Origin of the sequence: Micromonospora sp. DT228 (assembly GCF_049841595.1) — a bacterium.
Classification (GTDB): domain Bacteria; phylum Actinomycetota; class Actinomycetes; order Mycobacteriales; family Micromonosporaceae; genus Micromonospora.
The window spans coordinates 141,422-161,164 of record NZ_JBNCKO010000006.1 but is presented as its reverse complement, the minus strand read 5'-3'; the positions used below and the strand labels follow the sequence as shown (position 1 = coordinate 161,164).

Sequence of the window (19,743 nt, the reverse complement as noted above, 5' to 3'; positions counted from 1 at the left end):
GCGCGTCGGTCAGGACGTCGCGGTGGGCTGTCCGCTGCGGTTGGCCGGGCGGGTGCCCTGCCCGGGGCGGGTGGTCAGCACCTGGGGGCCGGCCTCGGTGATCGCGACGGTGTGCTCGGAGTGGGCGGTGCGTGAGCCGTCCGCGGACCGGATCGTCCACCCGTCCTCGTCGAACCTGATCTTGTCGGTGCTGCGGCAGAACCACGGCTCGATCGCGATCGTCAGGCCGGGCTTGAGCTTCATGCCCCGGCCGGACCGGCCGCTGTTGGCGACGTGCGGGGCCTCGTGCATGGTGCGACCGATGCCGTGCCCGCCGAACTCGTTGTTGACCTGGTAGCCGTAGCGGTGGGCGACCTCGCCGATGGCGGCGGAGACGTCGCCGAGCTGGTTGCCGGGTTGCGCGGCGTCGATCGCGGCGGTCAACGCGACCTCGGTGGCCTCGATCAGCTTGAGGTCCTCCGGGGTGGGGGTGCCGACGATGACGGACAGCGCGGAGTCGGCGACCCAGCCGTCGATCCCGACCGCCATGTCGATGCTCAGCAGGTCACCGTCGCGCAGGACGTAGTCGTGCGGCAGGCCGTGCAGCACGGCGTCGTTGACCGAGAGGCACAGGACGTTGCGGAACGGGCCGCGGCCGAACGACGGCGAGTAGTCCCAGTAGCAGGACTCGGCGCCCCGCTCCTTGATCCGACGGCGCGCGTGGTGCTCCAGATCCATCAGGTTGACCCCGACGGCGGCGACCTCACGCAGCTCCGCCAGCAACTCGCCGACGAATTGGCCGGTCACGGCCATCCGTTGGATTTCCTCGGGGGACTTCAGCTCGATCACGACCAACCCTCCCTGTCCGTAGCGGTATATTTATACCACGCCTCGGCGCGCCCGCCCGGATGGCGTTGCCGCTCCGCCGAGGCAGACCTATCCTGCTCACATGGTTCGCCCACCGCTCACCCCCGCGCAGATCGCCGCGGGCCAACGTCTCGGTGCGGCGCTTCGGGTCGCGCGAGGTAGCCGTCCTCTCGTCGAGGTGGCCCTGGCGGCCGGCATCTCGCCGGAGACCCTCCGCAAGATCGAGGTGGGTCGGCTCCCGGCACCCGCGTTCGGCACTGTGGTCTGCCTCAGTGAGGTCCTCGGCGTCCAGCTCAGCGACCTGGCCGAGGTGTGGCTGGCCGACCTGCGCGTCCGCGAAGCCTCCTGAACGACCGCCTGCGACGGCACCCCGGAACGAACCGCGGCACCCGGAACGAACCACCGCAGCCCGGAACGAACCACCGCAGCCCGGAACGAACCACTGCGACGGCACCCGGGGGAGCGCCCGCGGCGTCCGGCCGGTCAGGCGCGTGAGCGCGGCAGGCAGCACTTCTTGTACTTGGCGCCCGATCCGCACCAGCAGGCGTCGTTGCGGCCGGGCGGCCAGGCCCGCAGGTCGTCGGGGCCGGTCAGTGAGTCGGCGTACGCGTCCTGAGTTTCCTCGTCGGTGGGGTCGCTGCCCTCGCTGTCGGCGAAGGCCGCCAGCCCGGCGACCGTGCCGACGGCCACACCCAGGTCCGTGCCGCCCATCTCGGAGGTGACGACGAGTCCGCGTTCGGTCTGGGCGCGGTGTTCGTCCCAGGTGGCGGCGTAGCTGTCGACGAGGGTGGGCCAGCGCAGCAGCAGCGCGGTGAGCTCCTTCTGCGGCCAGAACAGCAGCGTCGCCGGGCCGTCGTCGAGGGCGTCGAGTGCGTGGTCGCTCGCGGCGCGCAGGCGGTCGGCGAGGTTGTCGTACTCGTCGTGCGGTAGGCCCTGCTCTTCGCGCAGGTCGTGTCGGTGCTGGGCCAGGCCGTAGATCATTGCGGCGGCCTCGTCCTGGGCATCCTCGGACACGTGCTGCTGGGCGCGGGTCCGTTCCAGGATGGCGTCCAGTGCCGCGGTGAGCCACTCCACAGCCGTGTCGGCGTGGCCGGACTCGGCCAGCTCGTCGATCAGGTACATCGACGTGGGGCTGGTCTCCAGCAGCGGACGCAGGGCGGTCAGTTCGGCCATGCCCTCGTCGGTCCGCCCGAGGCGCAGCAGCAGGCCGCCGCGCACGCCTCGCGCGTACGCGTTGTCGTCGGGCTGTTCGGCGACGGCGCGGGTGGCAAGCGTGAGCGCGTCGGCCAGGTCGCCGGCCTGCTCCAGGATGTCCACGGCGACCAGCAGGGCGAACCCGGTGTCGTCGGGATCGGCGACGCGCCCCTCGTCGACGGCACCCACCAACTCGGCGACGAGCGCGGCCGGGTCCGGGCTCGTGGAGCCCAGGTTGCCGATCTCTTCGATGCGGTCGGCGGTCAACAACTCGGACATGGGCGCATCCTGAAAGACGACGGACATGGGGTGGGGGAGCGGCCAGCGTACTCCGGAACATGGCGAAGCCCGGGCGGCGAACCGCCCGGGCTTCGCCACGAATCCTCAGCGGGTCGCGGGCATGGTGGCGAACTCGCCGGCTAGCTCCGACTCGATGATCGCCGCGGTGGTCGGCCGGCGACCGGCCGACGCCCGCCGGGCGGACGGGACGGCGAGGGCCGCGAGCGCGGCCGCCAGGGCGATGGCCGTGAGGACGAGAAACCCGGTCGTGAAGCCGGCCTCCCGGGGCAGACCGTTGGCCTGCGGGTGGGCGGTGATCACGCCGCTGACCACGGCGGCGCCGATCGCGCCGCCGATGGTGCGGATGTTGGCGTTCATGCCTGTCGCCACGCCGGTCTGGCTGGCCGGGACGCTGGCGACGATCAGGTTGGCCATCGACGCGAAGGCCAGACCGATGCCGAGGCCGACCAGGCCGCCGGCGATCGCGACCTCCCAGCGGGTGTCGTGCGCGGCGGCGAGCATCGCCGAGGCGGCCACGTTGAACGCGGCGCCGGTGGCGAGCTGTGCCTTGGCGCTGAACACGGCCTGGAGTCGGCCGGCGACGAGACCGGCGACGAACATCGCGACGAGCATCGGCAGCATGAGCAGACCGGCCTGGCTGATGCTCGCCCCGAAGCCGTAACCGGCGGCGGTCGGGGTCTGCACGAACTGCGGGAGGAACGCGTACACGGAGAACATCGACGCGCCGTAGAGCAGGGCGACCAGGTTTGTGGTCCAGACGCCGGGTAGCCGCATCATCCGCATGTCGATGAGTGGGTTCTTCGACCGCAGTTCGGCGACCAGCCAGCCGACCAGCAGCACCACGGCGAGCACCAGCAGACCGAGCACCCGGGTGGAGGTCCAACCCCAGGCCGCGCCCTGGCTGATCGGCAGCAGCAGCGCCACCAGCCAGCCGGAGAGCAGCAGGGTGGCGCGCCAGTCGATGCGCCCGGGGGTGCGGACCGGCGACTCGGGGACGAACAGGTGGGCGGCCACGGCGGTCAGCCCGACCACGACCATCGGGATCCAGAACAGCCAGCGGTAGTCGAGCGTGGTGACGATCGGGCCGGCCAGCACGATGCCCAGGCCACCGCCGACGGCCACGATCGCCGAGATGGCAGCCACGGCCGTGGAGACCCGCGCGGCCGGGAACTCGTCACGGATGATGCCGAACGACAGCGGGAAGACCGCACCGCCGATGCCCTGCACGACCCGGGCGAGGATGAGGACGCCGATGTTCGGCGCGATGGCGGCCAGCAGGCAGCCGAGCGCGAGCGCGGCGAGCGAGACGACGAGCATCCGCTCCTTGCCGACCATGTCGCCGACCCGTCCGAGGATCGGCGTGAAGATCGACGCGGAGAGCAGGTAGGCGGTCAGGACCCAGGTCACGGTGTTCTGGGACGTGTGCAGATCCTGCTGGATGGTCGGTAGCACCGGGGTGATCAGCGACTGGAGCATCGCGAAGAACCCGGCACCGGCCGCGAGCACGGTGAAGGTGAGCCGGCGCGAGCTGCGCCGGGAGGTTACTGCCACGAGAGAAAACTCCCTGAGTACGTACTGAGCCCGCCGTCTGCGGCGGGCAGGGCTGTCGGTCCGGGCGATCGGGTGGCCAGGCGGCGATCGGGCGGGTACCGAGGTAAGCTAACCGGAGGCGGGCCTCCGGGGTTTCCGGAGGGGTGCCTCCACTAAGCTAGCGGAGGGTTGCCTCCGGATGCAACCAGGTTGAGGTGACGCACGTCATGACCAGCGCGGGGCAGGCGCCCGAGGTCTTCGCCCAGCGGCCCAAGCGGGCCGATGCGCGGCGTAACTACGACGCCCTGATCGTGGCGGCGCGCGAGGCGTTCGCCGAGAACGGCGCCGCCGCCTCCCTGGAGGACGTGGCCCGACGCGCCGGCGTGGGCATCGGCACGCTCTACCGCAACTTCCCCAGCCGACGGCACCTCTTCGAGGCCGTCTACGTCGAGGAGGTCCGGGCGCTGAGCCGCTCGGCCGAGGACCTCGCCGAGCTGCCCCCGTGGGACGCGCTCGTCGCCTGGCTGCACCGGTTCGTCGCGTACGTCGCCACCAAGCGGGCGCTCGCCGAGCAGTTGTTGCACGACTCGGAGATCTTCGCGAGCTGCCGGACGGAGATCTACGCCGCCGGCGAGCCGCTGATGCGCCGCGCCCAGGAGGCCGGCGTGGTCCGTGCCGACGTCAGCTTCGACGACGTGATACGCCTGATCAGCGGCCTGACCCTGGCCCAGTTCCCGTCGCCCGAGCAGCGCGACCGGGTGCTCGGCGTCGCCCTGGACGGCCTACGCGCCCCCGCCCGCTGACCAGCGCCCCCGCCCGCTGACCAGCGCCCCCACCCGCCGCTCAGAGCACCCCCGCCCGCTGACCAGCGGCCGCCCGTTAGCCAGGCGTCAGCGGTCGACAAGCAGCAGCCATTCGTCGTCGAGCCGTTCCACCACCGTGCCCGCCGGCCAGCGGTGACCGAGGTCGACGATCGCCCGGGCCTGGTCGACCTGCGGTGGCCGGCTGAACTGTGCGTCGCGGAAGCTAGTCATGCTGTGGAACCGGGCCCGGCCGAAGTTCGCGGCGTCGGTGAAGCGGGCCCGGTCGAACAACGCCTCCGCGCCGAACACGGTCCAGCGGAACAGCGCCATGCTCCCGAAGCGGACGGAGTGGAAGTTGGCCGACCGGCCGAACTCGGTGTGCTCCATCGACAGCGAGGCGTCGAAGACGGCCTCCCGGAACGTGGCGGCGTCCTCGAAGCGGGTCGCGTCGAAGCTGGTCGGCTGACCGAACGTCGCTCGGCGGAATGAGGTCAGGCCGGCGAAGGTGGACCGCCGACAGGACAGGCCACCCGTGAACGTCGCCCCGTCGAAGCTGGCCAGACCGCCGACGCGAGCGCCGTCCAGCAGGACCTCACCGTCGGCTGCGAGACCCTCGAAGGCCACGTCGCCGAAGGTCGTCGCCCCGAGCAGGAGCAGCCCCCGGGTCGTCGCGCCCGCGAAGGTGGTCGTACCGGTGAACGCCGCCGCCGTGAAGGTCGCGTCGACGAGCGTGCAGCCCGTGGCGTCGAAGTCGACGAGCGTGGCGCCGGTCAGGTCGAGCGTCAGCTCCGGCCAGTGGGTCGCGTCGTCCGCGCGCAGGTGTCGGGTGAGCACGCGCTGCGCGGTGCGCCGGACCTCCGTCTCGCGCGGCTCGCCGTCCGGCGCCGGCATTCGCAGGTACGCGCAGAGCACCGCAGCGATCGTCGCGCGCTGCCGAGGATTGTCCTGACCGAGGCGTTCCAGGGCGTGCAGGCCGCCGAGGCGTACCGCCGCGCTGTCGTTGCCGAGCAGCTCGACGGCCCGGGTGTAGAGCTCGGTCAACCGGCGCTCCGCCGCGTCGTGCTCGGCCGCTGCGGACTGCCGGTCCTGCTGGCGTTGCGCCGCCTCGGCCACCGACTCGGCGTGCGCCTGCACCCGGTCCCGGTGGGCCTGGTCGCGGGCGGCGACGCTCTCCTGGTGCCGCTGCGCGCGTTCGGTGATCCACTGGCGTCGGGCGGCCAGCAGCAGGGCCAACCCTCCGCCGGTGCCGGCGACCACGGTCAGGCCGGTGCGGATCGCGTCGATGCGCAGCGTGGCGCGGGTGTCCGGCTGGCTGGCCCGGTCGGCCTCGGCGAGCAGCAGGCCCAGCACCAGCCAGCCCAGGGCGGCGGCGACCAGCAGGCCGACAAGCACCAGCCACCACGGCATCACCCGTAACTGGCGCTCGGGGGGTTCGTCGGCGACCACGGCCACAGCATGCCATTCGCACTCACCACCCCGGGGTGCGCGACGGTGAATGTCGGGTGGGCGACGTTCCTGGGAAAGGGGGTGCCGGACATCAGACGTGCTCGATAACCTGCTGCCGCTGTCCAATCGCGACAGACGTGACGTCCCAGAGGAGCAGCGCGCATGACCGAGCCGCACACCGTGCCGCCGGAGGGCACCCCGCCGACCGTGCCGCAGCTCGACGTCCGGGCGGCCGAGCCACCGACCGCCGCCGCCCCACCGACCACCGGCGGCTTCGCCGACCGGCCGCCCGGCTATCCGAGTGCGCTGGTCTGGCTGCGCGCCGGGATCCTGCGGGACTGGCGGGGCGTGCTCGGCGCGTTCGTCGCCACCTGGTTCTACCTGCCGCTCGCGCTGCTCCTGGCGTTCTGGGGCGGCCTCACCTTTGCCGTCACCGGGCTCTTCGCCGGCGCGTTGGGCGCTGACGACCAGGTGCCCCAGGTGCTGCGCGACGCCCCGGTGATCGGCGCCGTGCTGGAGGCGTTCCTGACCCGCTCCGGCGGGGTGCTCGGCGGCGTGACCGGCTTCGTCGCCGGGTTCCTGATCGGCTTCCTCTCCGTGCTGGTGGTGCCCTGGCTGGGCGCCACCGACGGCCCCATCGCGCTGGCCACCGGCCTGGTCGGCACGGTGGCCGCGGCGGCGCTGATCGGGGTGCTCTACACCCTCTACCGGGTGCTGCTGGAACCGCGCCTGCTCGTGGTCTCCGGTGCCCGCCAGCCCAGCCGCCGGGAGTACGCGCGGCTGCGCCCCGTGCTGGACGAGTGCGCCCGGCGGCTCGGCCTGACAAGCGTGCCCCGGTTGCTGATGGAGGACGACCCGGTCCTGAGCAACGCCCGCACGTACGCGCGGCACGTGGTGGTCACCACCGCGGTGCTGACCGAGCCGGACGACGAGGTCGCCGCGCTGCTCAGCCACGAGCTGGTGCACTGGCGCACCGGCGACGAGATCACCAGCGCCTTCGTCCGTGGTGTCGGCCTGCCGCTGACCCTCGCGCACGCCCTGCCGACCTGGTTGATGCGGACGTTCCCGCACCCGGGCACCAACTTCGTGGTCTTCCTGTTCTTCTGGCCGGTGCTGCTCACCATGCGCTACGTGGTGCTGCCACTGCACGCCCGCGACGTGCGGGCGGCCGAGTACCGGGCCGACCTCGGCGCGGTGCTCACCGGGCACGTCGACGGGATGCGGCGCGTCCTGGAGCGGCGGCTGTCCTTCGAGACCGGCCGCAGCGGCTGGGACGAGGCGGTCTGCGCCACCCACCCCCCGCACGAGCTGCGGCTCGACGCGCTGGAGCGGGCGTCCGTGGCGGGGGTGCCCGCCGGCGCGGACGAGCCCGTCACCGTCGAGCGGCTGTTCGGCCACTCCGGCCCGGTCGGCACCCGTCGCACCTGGCTGCTGGTCGGCGTCCTCGTGCTGGCGGCCTGCGTCGGCACCGGCGGGCTCGGCGTGGTGCAGTGGGCGTTCTTCCGACCGCAGGCGGCTGTCGACGGATACTTCTCCGCGCTCGCCGACCGGGACAGCGACGCCGCGCTCGACCTCCTGAGCGGGCAGGGCGGTGTCACCGACCGCAAGCTGCTCGCCCAACTGCTGCGCGCCAAGGGCTACCGACCACCGACCGACGTCAGGATCACCAAGCTGGACCGGGACGGCGACAGCGCCACCGCCACCGTGGCGTACCGGTTGGCCGGTGAGCGGCGCACCACAGATATGGCCCTGCGCCGCGACGACGAGACCACCCTCGGGCTCTTCCACGGTTGGCAGGTGAGCGGTGGGCTGACTCCGCTCGACACCCCGATCGCCGGCCCCGGGGCGCAACTCAACGGGGTGGCGCTGCCGGGCGCAGCCGAGGGCCCCGCGCTGGTGCTGCTGCCCGGTGAGTACACCGCGACCGGCCCGGCCAGCGCGCTCAGTGAGACGCCGAGCGAGACCGTGGCGGTCGGCCCGGGGCAGAGCGCGGCGACCCTCCAACTGGCCCCGGTGCTCAAGCCGACGGCCGGCGAGGCCGTCGAGGCCCAGGTACGCGCCTGGCTGGACGAGTGCGCCAAGCAGACGGTCGTCGCGCCGCCGGGCTGCCCGTTCCGCTACTACGGCGGCGCCGCGCAGAAGGTCACCTGGAAGATCCTGGAATACCCGAAGATCGCCGTCGAACTGACCGGCCCGGCCAGCGCGCAGGTCACCACCCCGAGCGAGACCCGGGGCAGGGTGCAGGTCAGCGGCACCAACGCCTACTTCGGCACCAACACACCGTTCACCGACGAGGACACGTTGACCGTCGGGGGCGTCGCCACCGCCGACGGGGACACCATCGCCTTCCGCCCCGCCACCAACTGACCGGGAGCAACAGTGACCGACAGTGACACCGCCGCGCGGCAGCCGGTCCGGCTGACCATCAGTCCGCGGCACCGGCAGGCGCCACCCGTCGCCCTGCTCGACTGGATCCAGCGCAACCCGCAGTACCGGCCGGTGGTCCGGCAGGCCGGCGGCGGCGGGGGACGGCCGGGCTTCACCGACGCGGTGATCATCGCGGTGCTGGCGCAGGGGCTGCTCCCGGGCCTGTTCAACCTGTTGCAGTCGTGGGTCGACCAGCAGCGCACCGAGGCCAGCGTCCGAATCCAGGCCGGCGACACCGAGGTGGAACTACAGGTGAGTGGACGCACCGACTCGGCTCGCCTGCTGGCCCAGGCGACCGAGGCGCTGCGGGCCGCCCGGGAGCCCGGTCCGGACGCCGCCGACTGACACCGGCGGCGTCCGCGCCGGAGGGTCAGCTCGCCTTGGCCAACGACTCGAACTCGTCGTCGGTGAGCCGTACGTCGGCCGCGTCCACGTTCTCCTCCAGGTGCGCCACCGAGGACGTGCCGGGGATCGGCAGCATCACCGGCGACCGGCGCAGCAGCCAGGCCAACGCGAGCTGCGCGGGCGACGCGCCGTGCGCGGTGGAGATGGCGTCCAGCGGCCCGCCGGGGCGGGCCAGCTCACCGGTGGCGATCGGGAACCACGGGATGAACGCCAGGTCGTTGCGCTCGCAGTACTCCAGCACGTCCTCGGCGCTGCGGTTGGCGAGGTTGTACAGGTTCTGCACCGAGGCGATCGTGGTGATCGCGCGCGACTCCTCGATCTGCGCCACGCTCACCTCGGACACCCCGATGTGTCGGATCTTGCCCTCCTGCCGCAACAGCGCCAGCTCGCCCAACTGGTCGGCGAGCGGCACCTTCGAGTCGATCCGGTGCAGCTGGTAGAGCGGGATCGTGTCCAGGCCGAGGTGGCGCAGGCTCAACTCACACTGCTGGCGCAGATACTCCGGGCGGCCCACCGGACGCCAGTCGCCCGGGCCGGAGCGGGTCAGCCCGGCCTTGGTCGCGATGACCAGGTCGTCGGCGTACGGGTGCAGGGCCTCGCGGATCAGCATCTCCGAGACGAACGGCCCGTACGAGTCGGCGGTGTCGATGAACGTCACGCCCAGCTCGACGGCCCGGCGCAGCACCCGGACCGCCTCCGCCGGGTCCTTCGGGTCACCCCAGACACCGGGGCCGGTGATCTGCATCGCCCCGTAACCGAGCCGGTTGACGGTGACGTCCCCGCCGATCCGGTAGGTGCCGGACGCCTTCGCGGGCTGCTCACTGATGTTTGTCGCCATTGGCAGATCATCCCCCGGAACTCGGCCGGTACACCGGGCGTCACCCGACTGTGTGCGCGGACACGTCACCCGGCCGCCGGGGTCAGATGCCGGCAAGCGCCCGGTCCGACAGGGGCGTCCGTGCGACGCTGGCGGGGCCGGTGCCGTTCGGCGCGACGGCGGAGGGAGCACCCATGGCGGGAGTGCCGCAGGTCAACTTCGCGCTCGACACGTACGAGTGCATCGTGATCTATCCCGGCGCGGCCGGACGGGTCCTGCCCGCCGAGACCGTGCAGCGTTTACAGGCCGAGCACGCCGAGCACATGCAGGCGCTCCAGCGAAGCGGCATCATCCTGGTCGCCGGTTCGGTGGACGGGCCGGCCCGCGAGCCGGAGCCACCGATCGGCTTCGGTCTGGCCCGCACCGGCAGCGTCGACGACGTCCGCAGCGTGTTGGAGGCCGACCCGGCGGTGCAGGCCGGGCTCTACCGGGTGGACGTGTTGACCTTCCTCTGCCCGGCCGGGTCGCTGGAGTTCCCCCTGATCAAGACCGAGAGCTGAGCTGTCGGTCAATCGGCGGTTGTCGTGATGACGACGGCGTTCGGCGGTGTGCCGGTGTTACGGTCGCGCCCTGCGAGGGCCGCCACCGGGGCGTACCCGGGAGCGTGGGGCGGCCCCGGTCGAGGAGTCGCCATGATCTCCGCCGCCACCCCCGATGTCGCGAGGGCCACCGCCCGGCTGCGCGCCCTGCTCGGCGACCGGCTGTACGAGCCCGGTGATCCCGCGTACGCCACCACCACCCGGCTCTGGAACGGCGCGGTGCAGCGCTCGCCCGCCCTGGTAGCCCACTGTCGGGACGCCGACGAGGTGGCCCACGCGGTCCGCATCGCCGCCCACTGTCACCTGCCCCTGTCGGGCCGCTCCGGCGGGCACGACTGGGCCGGCCGGGCGCTGCGCGACGGCGGCCTGGTGCTCGACCTCACCGGGCTGAACGCCGTCCGGGTCGACCCGGACGCGGCCACGGTGACCGTCGGCGGCGGCGTCACGGCCGCCGACCTGCTCGCCGCCACCCGACCGTACGACCTGGTGGTGCCCACCGGCACGGTCGGGGACGTGGGGATGGCCGGGCTCAGCCTCGCCGGCGGGTACGGCCCGCTCTGCGGCCGGTTCGGCCTGACGCTCGACAATCTGCTCGGCGCGGAGGTGGTCCTCGCCGACGGCCGCCGGGTCACCGCCGATCCCCGACACGACGCCGAGCTGTACTGGGCGCTGCGCGGCGGCGGCGGGAACGTCGGCGTGGTCACCGAGTTGCGGTTCCGCGCGCATCGGCTGCCCGGCGTGCTGGCCGGCATGATCATGTTCGCGCTGGCCGAGGCGCCGGCCGTGCTACGCGGCTACGGGGCGCTCATCGCCGAGGCTCCGGACGAGCTGACCGTGATGACCGGTTTCCTGCCCGGCCCGGCCGGCGAGCCGGTGTTCTTCGTCTGCCCGTTCTACAGCGGGCCGGACCTGGACGCCGGGTTGCCGTGGATGGACCGGCTGCGCGCCCTGGGCACCCCGCTCGTCGACCAGGTCGCCCCGATGCCGTACGCGGACGCCCTGCGGATGTTCGACGGCGGCATGGTCGACGGCAATCACTACCTGTTGCGTACGCGCTGGCTGCCCGCTCTCACCGACGGTGTGGCCGACGTGCTCGTCGACGCGGCCCGGCAGGTCAGCTCGCCGTTCTCGGCGCTGGCCGTGCACCACTTCCACGGTGCGGCCACCCGGGTCCGACTCGCCGACACGGCGTTCGGGCTGCGCACCGACCACCTGATGGCCGAGATCATCGCGGTCTGGCCGCCCGGCGAGCAGTCCGGGCCGCACCGCGAGTGGGCCGAGCGCACCTCGACGGCGCTCGCCCCGCACGCCCTGCCCGGTGGCTACCCCAACCTGCTCGCCCCGGAGGAGACCGACCGGGTCCGGCTCGCGTACGGCGCGAACTGGGCGCGGCTACGCCGGGCAAAGCGCCGCTACGACCCTCATGACCTGCTGACCGCGGTGCCCACCCTGCCGCCGTCGGTGCACCCACGGTGAGCCTTCCTCGGGAGCACCCCGACGGCGCACCCCGACGGAGGCGTACGATTCCCGGCGCGCGGTCGCCGTTGCCCGTCGCCACAACGTTCCCGGTGCGGTTCCGCCCGCCGGCCCGACGCGCGCCGCGCGTTGTTGGACACATGTTCCGCTGCCTGCAATGGGTCGGCCCCGAGTCCGACCTGAAGGAGAGACTAGCCTGATGGGCGTGACACGCCGCGTAAAGATCGTCTGCACCCTGGGTCCCGCCACCTCGTCCCCGGAGCGCATCCGGGGTCTTGTCGAGGCCGGCATGAACGTGGCGAGGCTCAACTTCAGCCACGGCAGCCACGCCGACCACGAGGCGGTCTACCGACTGGTCCGGGAGGCGTCCGAGGCGGCAGGTAAGCCCGTGGCGGTCCTCGCCGACCTGCAGGGCCCCAAGATCCGGCTCGGCAAGTTCGCCGACGGCCCCCACGACTGGCGCACCGGAGACTCGGTCGTGATCACCGGCGACGACATTCTCGGCACCAAGGAGCGGGTCTCCTGCACCTACCGCAAGCTGCCCTACGAGGTGAAGCCCGGTGACCGGCTGCTGATCGACGACGGCCGGGTCGCCGTCGAGGTCACCGACGTCACCGGCAACGACATCCGCTGCCTGGTCACCGAGGGCGGCCCGGTCTCCAACAACAAGGGCGTCTCGCTGCCCAACGTGGCGGTCAGCGTGCCCGCCATGTCGGAGAAGGACGCCGAGGACCTGCGCTTCTCCCTGGGCCTGGGCGTCGACCTGGTCGCGCTCTCCTTCGTCCGCTCGGCCGAGGACATCAAGCTCGTCCACAACATCATGGCCGAGGAGGGCGTCTACCGGCCGGTGCTGGCCAAGGTCGAGAAGCCGGAGGCGGTGGACCACCTCGAGGCCATCGTGCTGGCCTTCGACGGCGTGATGGTCGCCCGCGGTGACCTCGGTGTCGAGATGCCGCTGGACGAGGTCCCCCTGGTGCAGAAGCGCGCCGTGCAGCTGTGCCGGGAGAACGCCAAGCCGGTCATCGTGGCCACCCAGATGCTCGACTCCATGATCGAGAATTCCCGGCCCACCCGGGCGGAGGCCTCCGACGTCGCCAACGCGGTGCTCGACGGCGCGGACGCGGTCATGCTCTCCGGCGAGACAAGCGTCGGCAAGTACCCGGTGCTGACCGTCAGCACCATGGCCAAGATCGTGACGACCACCGAGTCCGGCTCGATCGGGGTGCCCCGGCTGCAGCACGACCCGCGTACCCACGGTGGCGCCCTCACCGTCGCCGCCTCGTCGATCGCCCGCGCCATCAACGCCAAGGCCCTGGTCGCCTTCTCGCAGACCGGTGACACCGTCCGACGGCTGTCCCGCCTGCACTGCGACCTGCCGCTGCTGGCGTTCACGCCGGTCCCCGAGGTGCGCGACCAGCTCGCCCTCACCTGGGGCGTGGAGACCTTCCTGATGCCGTTCGTGCAGCACACCGACGACATGTTCCGCCAGGTCGACCAGGCGCTGCTCGGCCTCGACCGGGCCAACCCCGGTGACTACGTGGTGATCGTGGCGGGCAGCCCGCCCGGCACCCCCGGCTCGACGAACACGTTGCGCGTACACCAGCTCGGCTCGCTTGTCGACGCCGCGTCGGCGCGGGCGCTGCAATGAGCGACGGTCGGGTCGCGGTCGGCCAGGCGGCTGTCGACCAGCTGCTGGAAGTGCTGGACCTCGACCCGACCGGGGACATGGCCTTCCGGGGGATGAGCCCCCCGGTCGGCCCACAACGGGTGTACGGCGGCCAGGTCGCCGGCCAGGCCCTGGTCGCCGCCGGCCGCACCGTCGACCCGGAGCGGTTCGTGCACTCGCTGCACGGCTACTTCGTCCGCCCCGGCGACCCGGCCGAGCCGATCGCGTTCCAGGTGGAGAACATCCGCGACGGCAGGTCCTTCTCGGTCCGCCGCGCGGTCGCCCTCCAGCACGACAAGCCGATCTTCTTCATGTCGGCGTCGTTCCAGCGGGCCGAGGAGGGCCTGGACCACCAGGTCACGGCCCCCCTGGACGTGCCGCCGCCGCAGGACGTCCCGACGATGACCGACCGGCTCTCCCGTTACCCGGAGCGGCTCGGGATCTGGGGCCAGATCCCGCGGCCGATCGACGTGCGCTACGTCGGCGAGCCCGGTTGGGTTCGTCCCGGCGACCGGCCGGCCGACCCGCACCAGCGCGTCTGGATGCGCATCGACGGCAAACTGCCCGACGATCCGCTGCTGCACGCCTGCGCGCTCACCTACGCCTCGGACCTCACCCTGCTGGACTCGGTGCTCTCCGCGCACGGCGAGGTGTGGGGGCCGGGCGGGTTGGTCGGCGCGAGCCTGGACCACGCGCTCTGGTTCCACCGGCCGTTCCGCGCCGACGAGTGGTTCCTCTACGACTGCCTGAGCCCATCGGCGTCCGGCGCTCGTGGGTTGGCCACCGGCCGGATGTTCACCACGGACGGCCAGCAGATCGCCAGCGCCGTCCAGGAGGGCCTGCTGCGCCGCGTGGGCGCCTGACGCTGCGCTCGCGCCTGACGCTGCGCTGCCTCCCCACCAGACCCCGGGCGGTGCTCACACCGCTCAGGCCTGGTGGATGGCCTCGCCAGCGATCTCGATCTGCACCGTCTTGCCGACCAGGACCCCGCCGCTCTCCAAGAGGACATTCCAGAGCAGGCCATAGTCCTCGCGGTCGATCTCGGCCGTCGCGCTGAACCCGAAGATGTTCTGCCCGTACGGATCGCGACGAGCGCCGCCGAAATTCACCTCCAGGTCGACGGCCCTGGTGATTCCTTTCACGGTCAACTCACCGGTCAGCACGAATCGCCCGGGGACGCCCTCGGACTGCGGCGGAACAATCGGACTCCGGCCGCGCCCACCGAGCCGGTGGCTACGCAGGCGGGCCCATTGGAAGATGGGATCCTCCTGGCCCTGCCATTTGATGCCGGTGCTTCGATATTCGAGGGTGGGATAGCGCTCCACGTCGAGGAAGTCGGCACTCTTCAGATGCGTGTCCCGGTCGATGCTGCCGGTGGTGATGCTCGGCGTGGAGATGGTCGCCGTCACCGAGGAGAGCAGGGGGTCCTCCGCCACGAAGATCTGTGCGGTGGCCTCGGCGAACTCGCCACGCACCGGGCTCACCATCATGTGCCGGGACAGGAAACCGATCCGCTTGTGCGCCTGATCGAGAAGATAGGTGCCAGCGACCGGGATGGTCATGCCATCCCAGGTGCGTGTGGCGATATCGGTCATCGTGTTGCCTTCCCCCCGATGTATATCAATGTGCTGCCCGACGCCGCCGCAACGGACTGCCGGTCACGCCCCCGCCCAGCATAAGGACGTCCCATGCCGCCATTCCGGCCCCCACCTTACGATGGATCATGACGCACATTGACTGGTCCTCGACGACGGCCGCAACCGGCACGAATTGCACGGATCCCATCGATGCCTAATCCGATCGGCCGAGGGTGGCCCGCCCGGCCGGTTGACCGGGGGCTAACCTTGCCGACATGCGCCTCTCCGCCCGGGTCGACTATGCCCTCCGCGCGGCCGCCGAGCTTGCCGCGACGGCCAGTGGTCCTGGGCGCGGCCGGCCCGTCACGGCCGACCAGATCGCCCGTGCCCAGGAGATCCCGCCGAAGTTCCTGGAGAGCATCCTGTTGCAACTGCGCCGGGGCGGCATCGTGCACGCCCAGCGCGGCCCGGAGGGTGGCTACTGGTTGGCCCGCCCGGCCGAGGAGATCTCGCTCGCCGAGGTGATCCGGGTGATCGACGGGCCGCTCGCCCACGTCCGCGGGCAGCGCCCTGAGCAGCTCGGTTACCACGGCCCCGCCCGCGCGCTCCAAGAGGTCTGGATCGCCCTGCGGGCCAGCGAACGGGAGATCCTGGAACTGGTCAGCGTCGCCGACGTGGCCGCGGGCACCCTGCCCGCGCGGATCACCGAGCTGGTCGCCGACCCACGCGCCTGGATCTGAGCGCCGACCCGCTCCCCGGCCGGCGCTGTCAGCGTCATGTCGGCCGCTCCGTCGCACGGCTAGCGCCCTGCACGTGGGCCGCCGGCCGTGAATGTAGGCCGCGCCCCGGTCGCGTCGCCCGGTGGTGTCCCATCCACCGATCTGAGGCTTGACCCCGGCCGCCCCGTGCCGCATTGTCGACCAAGTCGATAGGAGATGCCGAAAAGTCAGGGGGCGCTCGTGCGCAAGCTACTGGTCCTCGCTCTGGTCGGGCTCGTCGCGCAGCTGATCGACGGCTCGCTCGGCATGGCGTACGGGCTGACCTCGTCCACTCTGCTGCTGGTCGCCGGGGTCGCCCCGGCTGCCGCCTCGGCCTCGGTGCACCTGGCCGAGATCGGCACCACGCTGGCCGCCGGGGTGGCGCACTGGCGCTTCGGCAACGTCGACTGGCGGGTGGTGACCCGCATCGCCCTGCCCGGCGCCATCGGTGCCTTCGCCGGTGCCACCCTGCTCAGCTCGATCTCGACCGAGGTAGCCGCCCCGTGGATGGCCGGCATCCTCTTCACGCTGGGCGCGTACCTGCTGGTTCGCTTCGCCCGACCGCTGCGTACCGACCGGGTCGGCAGCCGGCTACGCGGACGTTTCCTCGGACCCCTGGGCCTGGTTGCCGGCTTCGTCGACGCGACCGGCGGCGGCGGGTGGGGGCCGGTGGCCACCCCGGCGCTGCTGGTCTCCGGCCGCATGGAGCCCCGCAAGGTGATCGGTTCGGTGGACACCGCGGAGTTCGTCGTGGCCGGTGCGGCCAGTGTCGGCTTCCTGATCGGGTTGGGCTCCGAAGGGTTCCTGCTCCCGACCGTCGCCGCGCTGCTGATCGGCGGGCTCATCGCCGCCCCCCTGGCCGCCTGGTTGGTGCGCATCGTGCCCGCCCAACTGCTGGGCGCGACGATCGGCGGCGTGATCGTGCTGACCAACGCCCGCACGCTGATCCGCTCCACCGGACTCGACGGCCCGGTCCGCCCCGTCATGTACGCCCTGTTGGCCGCCGGCTGGTTGGCCGCCCTGGTGCTGGCCGTGCGCGCCCTTCGCCGCACCCGCCGGGTCCGCGCCGAGGCTGCCGTAGCCGCCGCGAGCGCTTCCCCCGCCGCGACCGCGTCCGCCGAGTCGCCCGACGTTGCTTCCGCCGGCGCGGTCGAGGCCGATCTCGCCGCCACGGGTACGCCCACCCCACGCTGAAGCCGCCCCCACCCGCCCCCCGCCCCGGTCGGCCAGCGCCACCCCGGGGCGGGCGTGCGCCCGCAGCAGCCAAGGCGAGGCAAGCCAAGGCGAGGCAAGCCAAGGCGAGGCAGGGCCGGTACGGCATCGAACAACGGTCATCGATGTTGCGATCCGGAAAGCGCTTGCCCTACGATGCGCGGTGAGTCGGATCCGCGAGTTCCAGGGCGTCTTACCCCCGATCAGATCGCCGTCCGCCGCCGTGGCGGCGGGACGGGTCCATCGCGCGTCCTGGGCAGGGCCGGTGGGCCGCCGCGATCATCCGCGGATCCTCGGAGGCAGTCCATGCACCCGTCCAGACATCGGCTGATCCTGCTCGCTGGCACGACGGCGGCCGCCGTCGTGGCTGGCACCCTCGGCACGGTGGTCGCCTCGGCCGCCGCCGTCGGCTGCCGGGTCGACTATCAGATCACCAACCAGTGGCAGGGCGGCTTCGGCGCCAACGTCACCGTCACCAATCTCGGCGACCCGGTCGACGGGTGGGCCCTCACCTGGTCGTACGCCGCCGGGCAGCAGGTCGCCCAGGCGTGGAGCGCCACCGTCACCCAGTCCGGCGCTCAGGTCACCGCACGTAACGTCGACTACAACGCCGCCATCGCCACCAACGGCGCCGCCGCGTTCGGCTTCAACGCTTCGTGGACCGGCAGCAATCCGGTGCCGACCAGCTTCGCGCTCAACGGCACCGCCTGCACCGGCGCCCCGGCCACCGACGGACCGACCACCCCGCCGCCGACCACGCCACCGCCCACCACGCCACCCCCGACCACGCCACCGCCCACCACTCCACCGCCCACCACGCCGCCGGCCGGGGCGAAGCAGATGGAGAACCTGGACCGAGGGTTGATCAGCGTCCGTTCCGGCAGTGGCAACCTGGTCTCCTGGCGGCTGCTCGGCACCGAGACCTCCGGGGTGGCGTTCCACCTCTACCGGGGCTCGACCAGGGTCAACGCCAGCCCGATCACCGGCGCCACAAGCTACCTCGACAGCGGCGCGGCGGCCGGCTCGGCGTACACCGTGCGGGCCGTGGTCGGCGGCGTCGAGCAGGCGGCGTCGGCGCCGGCCCTGCAGTTCGGCGCGGGCTACCTGGACGTGCCGTTGCAGGTCCCGGCCGGCGGCACCACCCCCAGCGGGGAGGCATACACCTACAGCGCCAACGACGCCTCCGTCGGTGACCTCAACGGTGACGGCACCTACGAGATCGTGCTCAAGTGGGACCCGTCGAACGCCAAGGACAACTCCCAGTCCGGCTACACCGGAAACGTCTACGTCGACGCGTACACACTGACCGGCACCCGGTTGTGGCGGATCGACCTGGGCCGCAACATCCGCGCCGGCGCCCACTACACCCAGTTCCAGGTGTACGACTACGACGGCGACGGCCGCGCCGAGGTGGCCATGAAGACCGCCGACGGCACCCGCTCCGGCACCGGCCAGCTCATTGGCTCGTCGTCGGCGGACTACCGCAACTCCAGCGGCTACGTGCTGTCCGGCCCGGAGTACCTGACCATGTTCAACGGGCAGACCGGCGCGATCGCCTCGACCGTCTCCTACGACCCGCCGCGCGGCACGGTGTCGTCCTGGGGCGACTCGTACGGCAACCGGGTGGACAGGTTCCTCGCCGGCACCGCGTACCTGGACGGGCAGCGCCCCTCGCTGATCATGGCCCGGGGTTACTACACCCGCGCGGTCATCGCCGCGTGGGACTTCCGCAGCGGCACGCTGACCAAGCGCTGGACGTTCGACTCGAACGCCTCCGGCAACGGCGCCGCCGCCGGCCAGGGCAACCACCAGCTCTCCGTCGCCGACGTCGACGCCGACGGCCGCCAGGAGATCGTCTACGGCGCGGCCACCATCGACGACAACGGTCGACTGCTCTACTCGACCGGAAACGGGCACGGCGACGCGATGCACGTCGGTGACCTCGACCCGGGCCGCGCCGGCCTGGAGGTGTTCAAGGTCGACGAGGACGCCAGCAAGCCCAGCTCCTGGTTCGCCGACGCGCGTACCGGTCAGATCCTTTGGTCCACACCGGCCTCGGGTGACAACGGCCGGGGGGTCTCCGCCGACATCTGGGCCGGCAGCCCCGGTGCGGAGTCGTGGTCGTCAGCGGTCGCCGGTCTGGCGAACACCAGAGGTCAGAACATCGGCCGCAAGCCGTCGTCGGCGAACTTCCTCGCCTGGTGGGACGGTGACCCGGTGCGGGAGCTGCTCGACGGCACGAAGATCGACAAGTACGGCACCGGTGGCGAGACCCGGCTGCTCACCGGCAGCTCGGTGGCGTCCAACAACGGCACCAAGTCGACCCCGGCGCTCTCCGGCGACATCCTGGGTGACTGGCGGGAGGAGGTGATCTGGCGAACCACCGACAGCCGGGCCCTGCGCATCTACAGCACGCCCACGCCGACAAGCACCCGGATCCACACCCTGATGCACGACCCGCAGTATCGGGTGGCGATCGCGTGGCAGAACACCGCCTACAACCAGCCGCCACACCCGGGGTTCTTCATCGGCGACCAGATGGCCAGCCCACCCACCCCGAACATCTACCTACGTTGATCTGACCCCTGGTGATCCCGAGCGGGGTCGCCTAGGGTGGCAGGCACCGGGCCGCAGCCGCGGAATCCGCTCAGCTCCGGCCCGGTGCGCCACACCGCGGCATTCCCGAC

17 protein-coding genes are annotated in these 19,743 nt (G+C 72.1%); 11 read left to right on the top strand and 6 right to left on the bottom strand.

Going from position 1 to position 19,743, the window contains the following annotated elements; all coding sequences use genetic code 11:
• Window positions 1-9 precede the first annotated feature (9 nt).
• Complete coding sequence (map, locus tag ACLQ29_RS14895; RefSeq protein ID WP_425772162.1) at window positions 10-828, bottom strand: type I methionyl aminopeptidase; 819 nt, start codon at window positions 826-828, stop codon at window positions 10-12.
• Between the two features lie 100 nt (window positions 829-928).
• Here map and ACLQ29_RS14890 point away from each other — a divergent pair, with 100 nt between their 5' ends.
• Window positions 929-1,195, top strand: a complete 267-nt coding sequence (locus ACLQ29_RS14890) for a helix-turn-helix domain-containing protein (protein ID WP_425772161.1) — start codon at window positions 929-931, stop codon at window positions 1,193-1,195.
• Window positions 1,196-1,329: 134 nt separating this feature from the next.
• Here the strand turns inward: ACLQ29_RS14890 and ACLQ29_RS14885 are convergent, their stop codons facing one another.
• Together ACLQ29_RS14885 and ACLQ29_RS14880 are read right to left on the bottom strand one after the other, a co-directional pair.
• Entirely contained in the window at window positions 1,330-2,319 is a 990-nt protein-coding gene (locus tag ACLQ29_RS14885) for an SEC-C domain-containing protein (RefSeq protein WP_425772160.1), read from the bottom strand.
• Between the two features lie 105 nt (window positions 2,320-2,424).
• Window positions 2,425-3,891, bottom strand: a complete 1,467-nt coding sequence (locus ACLQ29_RS14880; RefSeq protein WP_425772159.1) for an MFS transporter — start codon at window positions 3,889-3,891, stop codon at window positions 2,425-2,427.
• Between the two features lie 206 nt (window positions 3,892-4,097).
• Between ACLQ29_RS14880 and ACLQ29_RS14875 the strand changes: the two genes are divergently transcribed.
• Complete coding sequence (locus ACLQ29_RS14875) at window positions 4,098-4,673, top strand: TetR/AcrR family transcriptional regulator (protein WP_425772158.1); 576 nt, start codon at window positions 4,098-4,100, stop codon at window positions 4,671-4,673.
• 87 nt (window positions 4,674-4,760) lie between these two features.
• On the opposite strand, the gene ACLQ29_RS14870 is transcribed toward ACLQ29_RS14875, so the two are convergent.
• Complete coding sequence (locus ACLQ29_RS14870) at window positions 4,761-6,119, bottom strand: pentapeptide repeat-containing protein (protein ID WP_425772157.1); 1,359 nt, start codon at window positions 6,117-6,119, stop codon at window positions 4,761-4,763.
• A 162-nt stretch (window positions 6,120-6,281) separates the two neighbouring features.
• Between ACLQ29_RS14870 and ACLQ29_RS14865 the strand changes: the two genes are divergently transcribed.
• Window positions 6,282-8,486: a M48 family metalloprotease gene (locus ACLQ29_RS14865; RefSeq protein WP_425772156.1), complete on the top strand. Its 2,205-nt coding sequence runs from the start codon at window positions 6,282-6,284 to the stop codon at window positions 8,484-8,486.
• A 12-nt stretch (window positions 8,487-8,498) separates the two neighbouring features.
• Entirely contained in the window at window positions 8,499-8,891 is a 393-nt protein-coding gene (locus ACLQ29_RS14860; protein WP_425761061.1) for an effector-associated constant component EACC1, read from the top strand.
• A 25-nt stretch (window positions 8,892-8,916) separates the two neighbouring features.
• On the opposite strand, the gene ACLQ29_RS14855 is transcribed toward ACLQ29_RS14860, so the two are convergent.
• Window positions 8,917-9,789, bottom strand: coding sequence for an aldo/keto reductase (locus ACLQ29_RS14855; protein ID WP_425772155.1), 873 nt, complete (start codon window positions 9,787-9,789; stop codon window positions 8,917-8,919).
• Window positions 9,790-9,962: 173 nt separating this feature from the next.
• Between ACLQ29_RS14855 and ACLQ29_RS14850 the strand changes: the two genes are divergently transcribed.
• From ACLQ29_RS14850 to ACLQ29_RS14835, 4 genes are all read left to right on the top strand, one after another.
• Window positions 9,963-10,328: a YciI family protein gene (locus ACLQ29_RS14850; protein WP_425772154.1), complete on the top strand. Its 366-nt coding sequence runs from the start codon at window positions 9,963-9,965 to the stop codon at window positions 10,326-10,328.
• A 132-nt stretch (window positions 10,329-10,460) separates the two neighbouring features.
• On the top strand, window positions 10,461-11,843 hold the full coding sequence (locus ACLQ29_RS14845) for an FAD-binding oxidoreductase (protein WP_425772153.1): 1,383 nt from the start codon (window positions 10,461-10,463) through the stop codon (window positions 11,841-11,843).
• Between the two features lie 199 nt (window positions 11,844-12,042).
• The gene (gene pyk, locus ACLQ29_RS14840; protein ID WP_425772152.1) at window positions 12,043-13,491 is read left to right on the top strand and encodes a pyruvate kinase; all 1,449 of its coding nucleotides are present in this window, start codon (window positions 12,043-12,045) and stop codon (window positions 13,489-13,491) included.
• Window positions 13,488-14,372: an acyl-CoA thioesterase gene (locus ACLQ29_RS14835; RefSeq protein WP_357809993.1), complete on the top strand. Its 885-nt coding sequence runs from the start codon at window positions 13,488-13,490 to the stop codon at window positions 14,370-14,372. Before pyk ends, ACLQ29_RS14835 begins: the two co-directional genes overlap by 4 nt.
• 63 nt (window positions 14,373-14,435) lie before the next feature.
• Here ACLQ29_RS14835 and ACLQ29_RS14830 read toward each other — a convergent pair whose 3' ends face one another.
• Window positions 14,436-15,104, bottom strand: coding sequence for a YceI family protein (locus tag ACLQ29_RS14830; RefSeq protein ID WP_393363159.1), 669 nt, complete (start codon window positions 15,102-15,104; stop codon window positions 14,436-14,438).
• 257 nt (window positions 15,105-15,361) lie between these two features.
• Here ACLQ29_RS14830 and ACLQ29_RS14825 point away from each other — a divergent pair, with 257 nt between their 5' ends.
• The 3 genes from ACLQ29_RS14825 to ACLQ29_RS14815 all read left to right on the top strand — a co-directional run bounded on the left by ACLQ29_RS14825 (window position 15,362) and on the right by ACLQ29_RS14815 (window position 19,633).
• On the top strand, window positions 15,362-15,826 hold the full coding sequence (locus ACLQ29_RS14825; RefSeq protein WP_357410768.1) for an RrF2 family transcriptional regulator: 465 nt from the start codon (window positions 15,362-15,364) through the stop codon (window positions 15,824-15,826).
• A 219-nt stretch (window positions 15,827-16,045) separates the two neighbouring features.
• Window positions 16,046-17,038: a sulfite exporter TauE/SafE family protein gene (locus tag ACLQ29_RS14820; RefSeq protein WP_425772151.1), complete on the top strand. Its 993-nt coding sequence runs from the start codon at window positions 16,046-16,048 to the stop codon at window positions 17,036-17,038.
• 324 nt (window positions 17,039-17,362) lie between these two features.
• On the top strand, window positions 17,363-19,633 hold the full coding sequence (locus ACLQ29_RS14815) for a cellulose binding domain-containing protein (protein ID WP_425772150.1): 2,271 nt from the start codon (window positions 17,363-17,365) through the stop codon (window positions 19,631-19,633).
• The last annotated feature ends 110 nt before the right edge of the window (window positions 19,634-19,743 follow it).

Bases quoted from the DNA above. Each gene is read 5' to 3' on its own strand.
- ACLQ29_RS14890 (WP_425772161.1), top strand. From the start codon at position 929: ATGGTTCGCCCACCGCTCACCCCCGCGCAGATCGCCGCGGGCCAACGT.
- ACLQ29_RS14885 (WP_425772160.1), bottom strand. From the start codon at position 2,319: ATGTCCGAGTTGTTGACCGCCGACCGCATCGAAGAGATCGGCAACCTG.
- ACLQ29_RS14875 (WP_425772158.1), top strand. From the start codon at position 4,098: ATGACCAGCGCGGGGCAGGCGCCCGAGGTCTTCGCCCAGCGGCCCAAG.
- ACLQ29_RS14865 (WP_425772156.1), top strand. From the start codon at position 6,282: ATGACCGAGCCGCACACCGTGCCGCCGGAGGGCACCCCGCCGACCGTG.
- ACLQ29_RS14855 (WP_425772155.1), bottom strand. From the start codon at position 9,789: ATGGCGACAAACATCAGTGAGCAGCCCGCGAAGGCGTCCGGCACCTAC.
- ACLQ29_RS14850 (WP_425772154.1), top strand. From the start codon at position 9,963: ATGGCGGGAGTGCCGCAGGTCAACTTCGCGCTCGACACGTACGAGTGC.
- ACLQ29_RS14845 (WP_425772153.1), top strand. From the start codon at position 10,461: ATGATCTCCGCCGCCACCCCCGATGTCGCGAGGGCCACCGCCCGGCTG.
- pyk (WP_425772152.1), top strand. From the start codon at position 12,043: ATGGGCGTGACACGCCGCGTAAAGATCGTCTGCACCCTGGGTCCCGCC.
- ACLQ29_RS14835 (WP_357809993.1), top strand. From the start codon at position 13,488: ATGAGCGACGGTCGGGTCGCGGTCGGCCAGGCGGCTGTCGACCAGCTG.
- ACLQ29_RS14830 (WP_393363159.1), bottom strand. From the start codon at position 15,104: ATGACCGATATCGCCACACGCACCTGGGATGGCATGACCATCCCGGTC.
- ACLQ29_RS14825 (WP_357410768.1), top strand. From the start codon at position 15,362: ATGCGCCTCTCCGCCCGGGTCGACTATGCCCTCCGCGCGGCCGCCGAG.
- ACLQ29_RS14815 (WP_425772150.1), top strand. From the start codon at position 17,363: ATGCACCCGTCCAGACATCGGCTGATCCTGCTCGCTGGCACGACGGCG.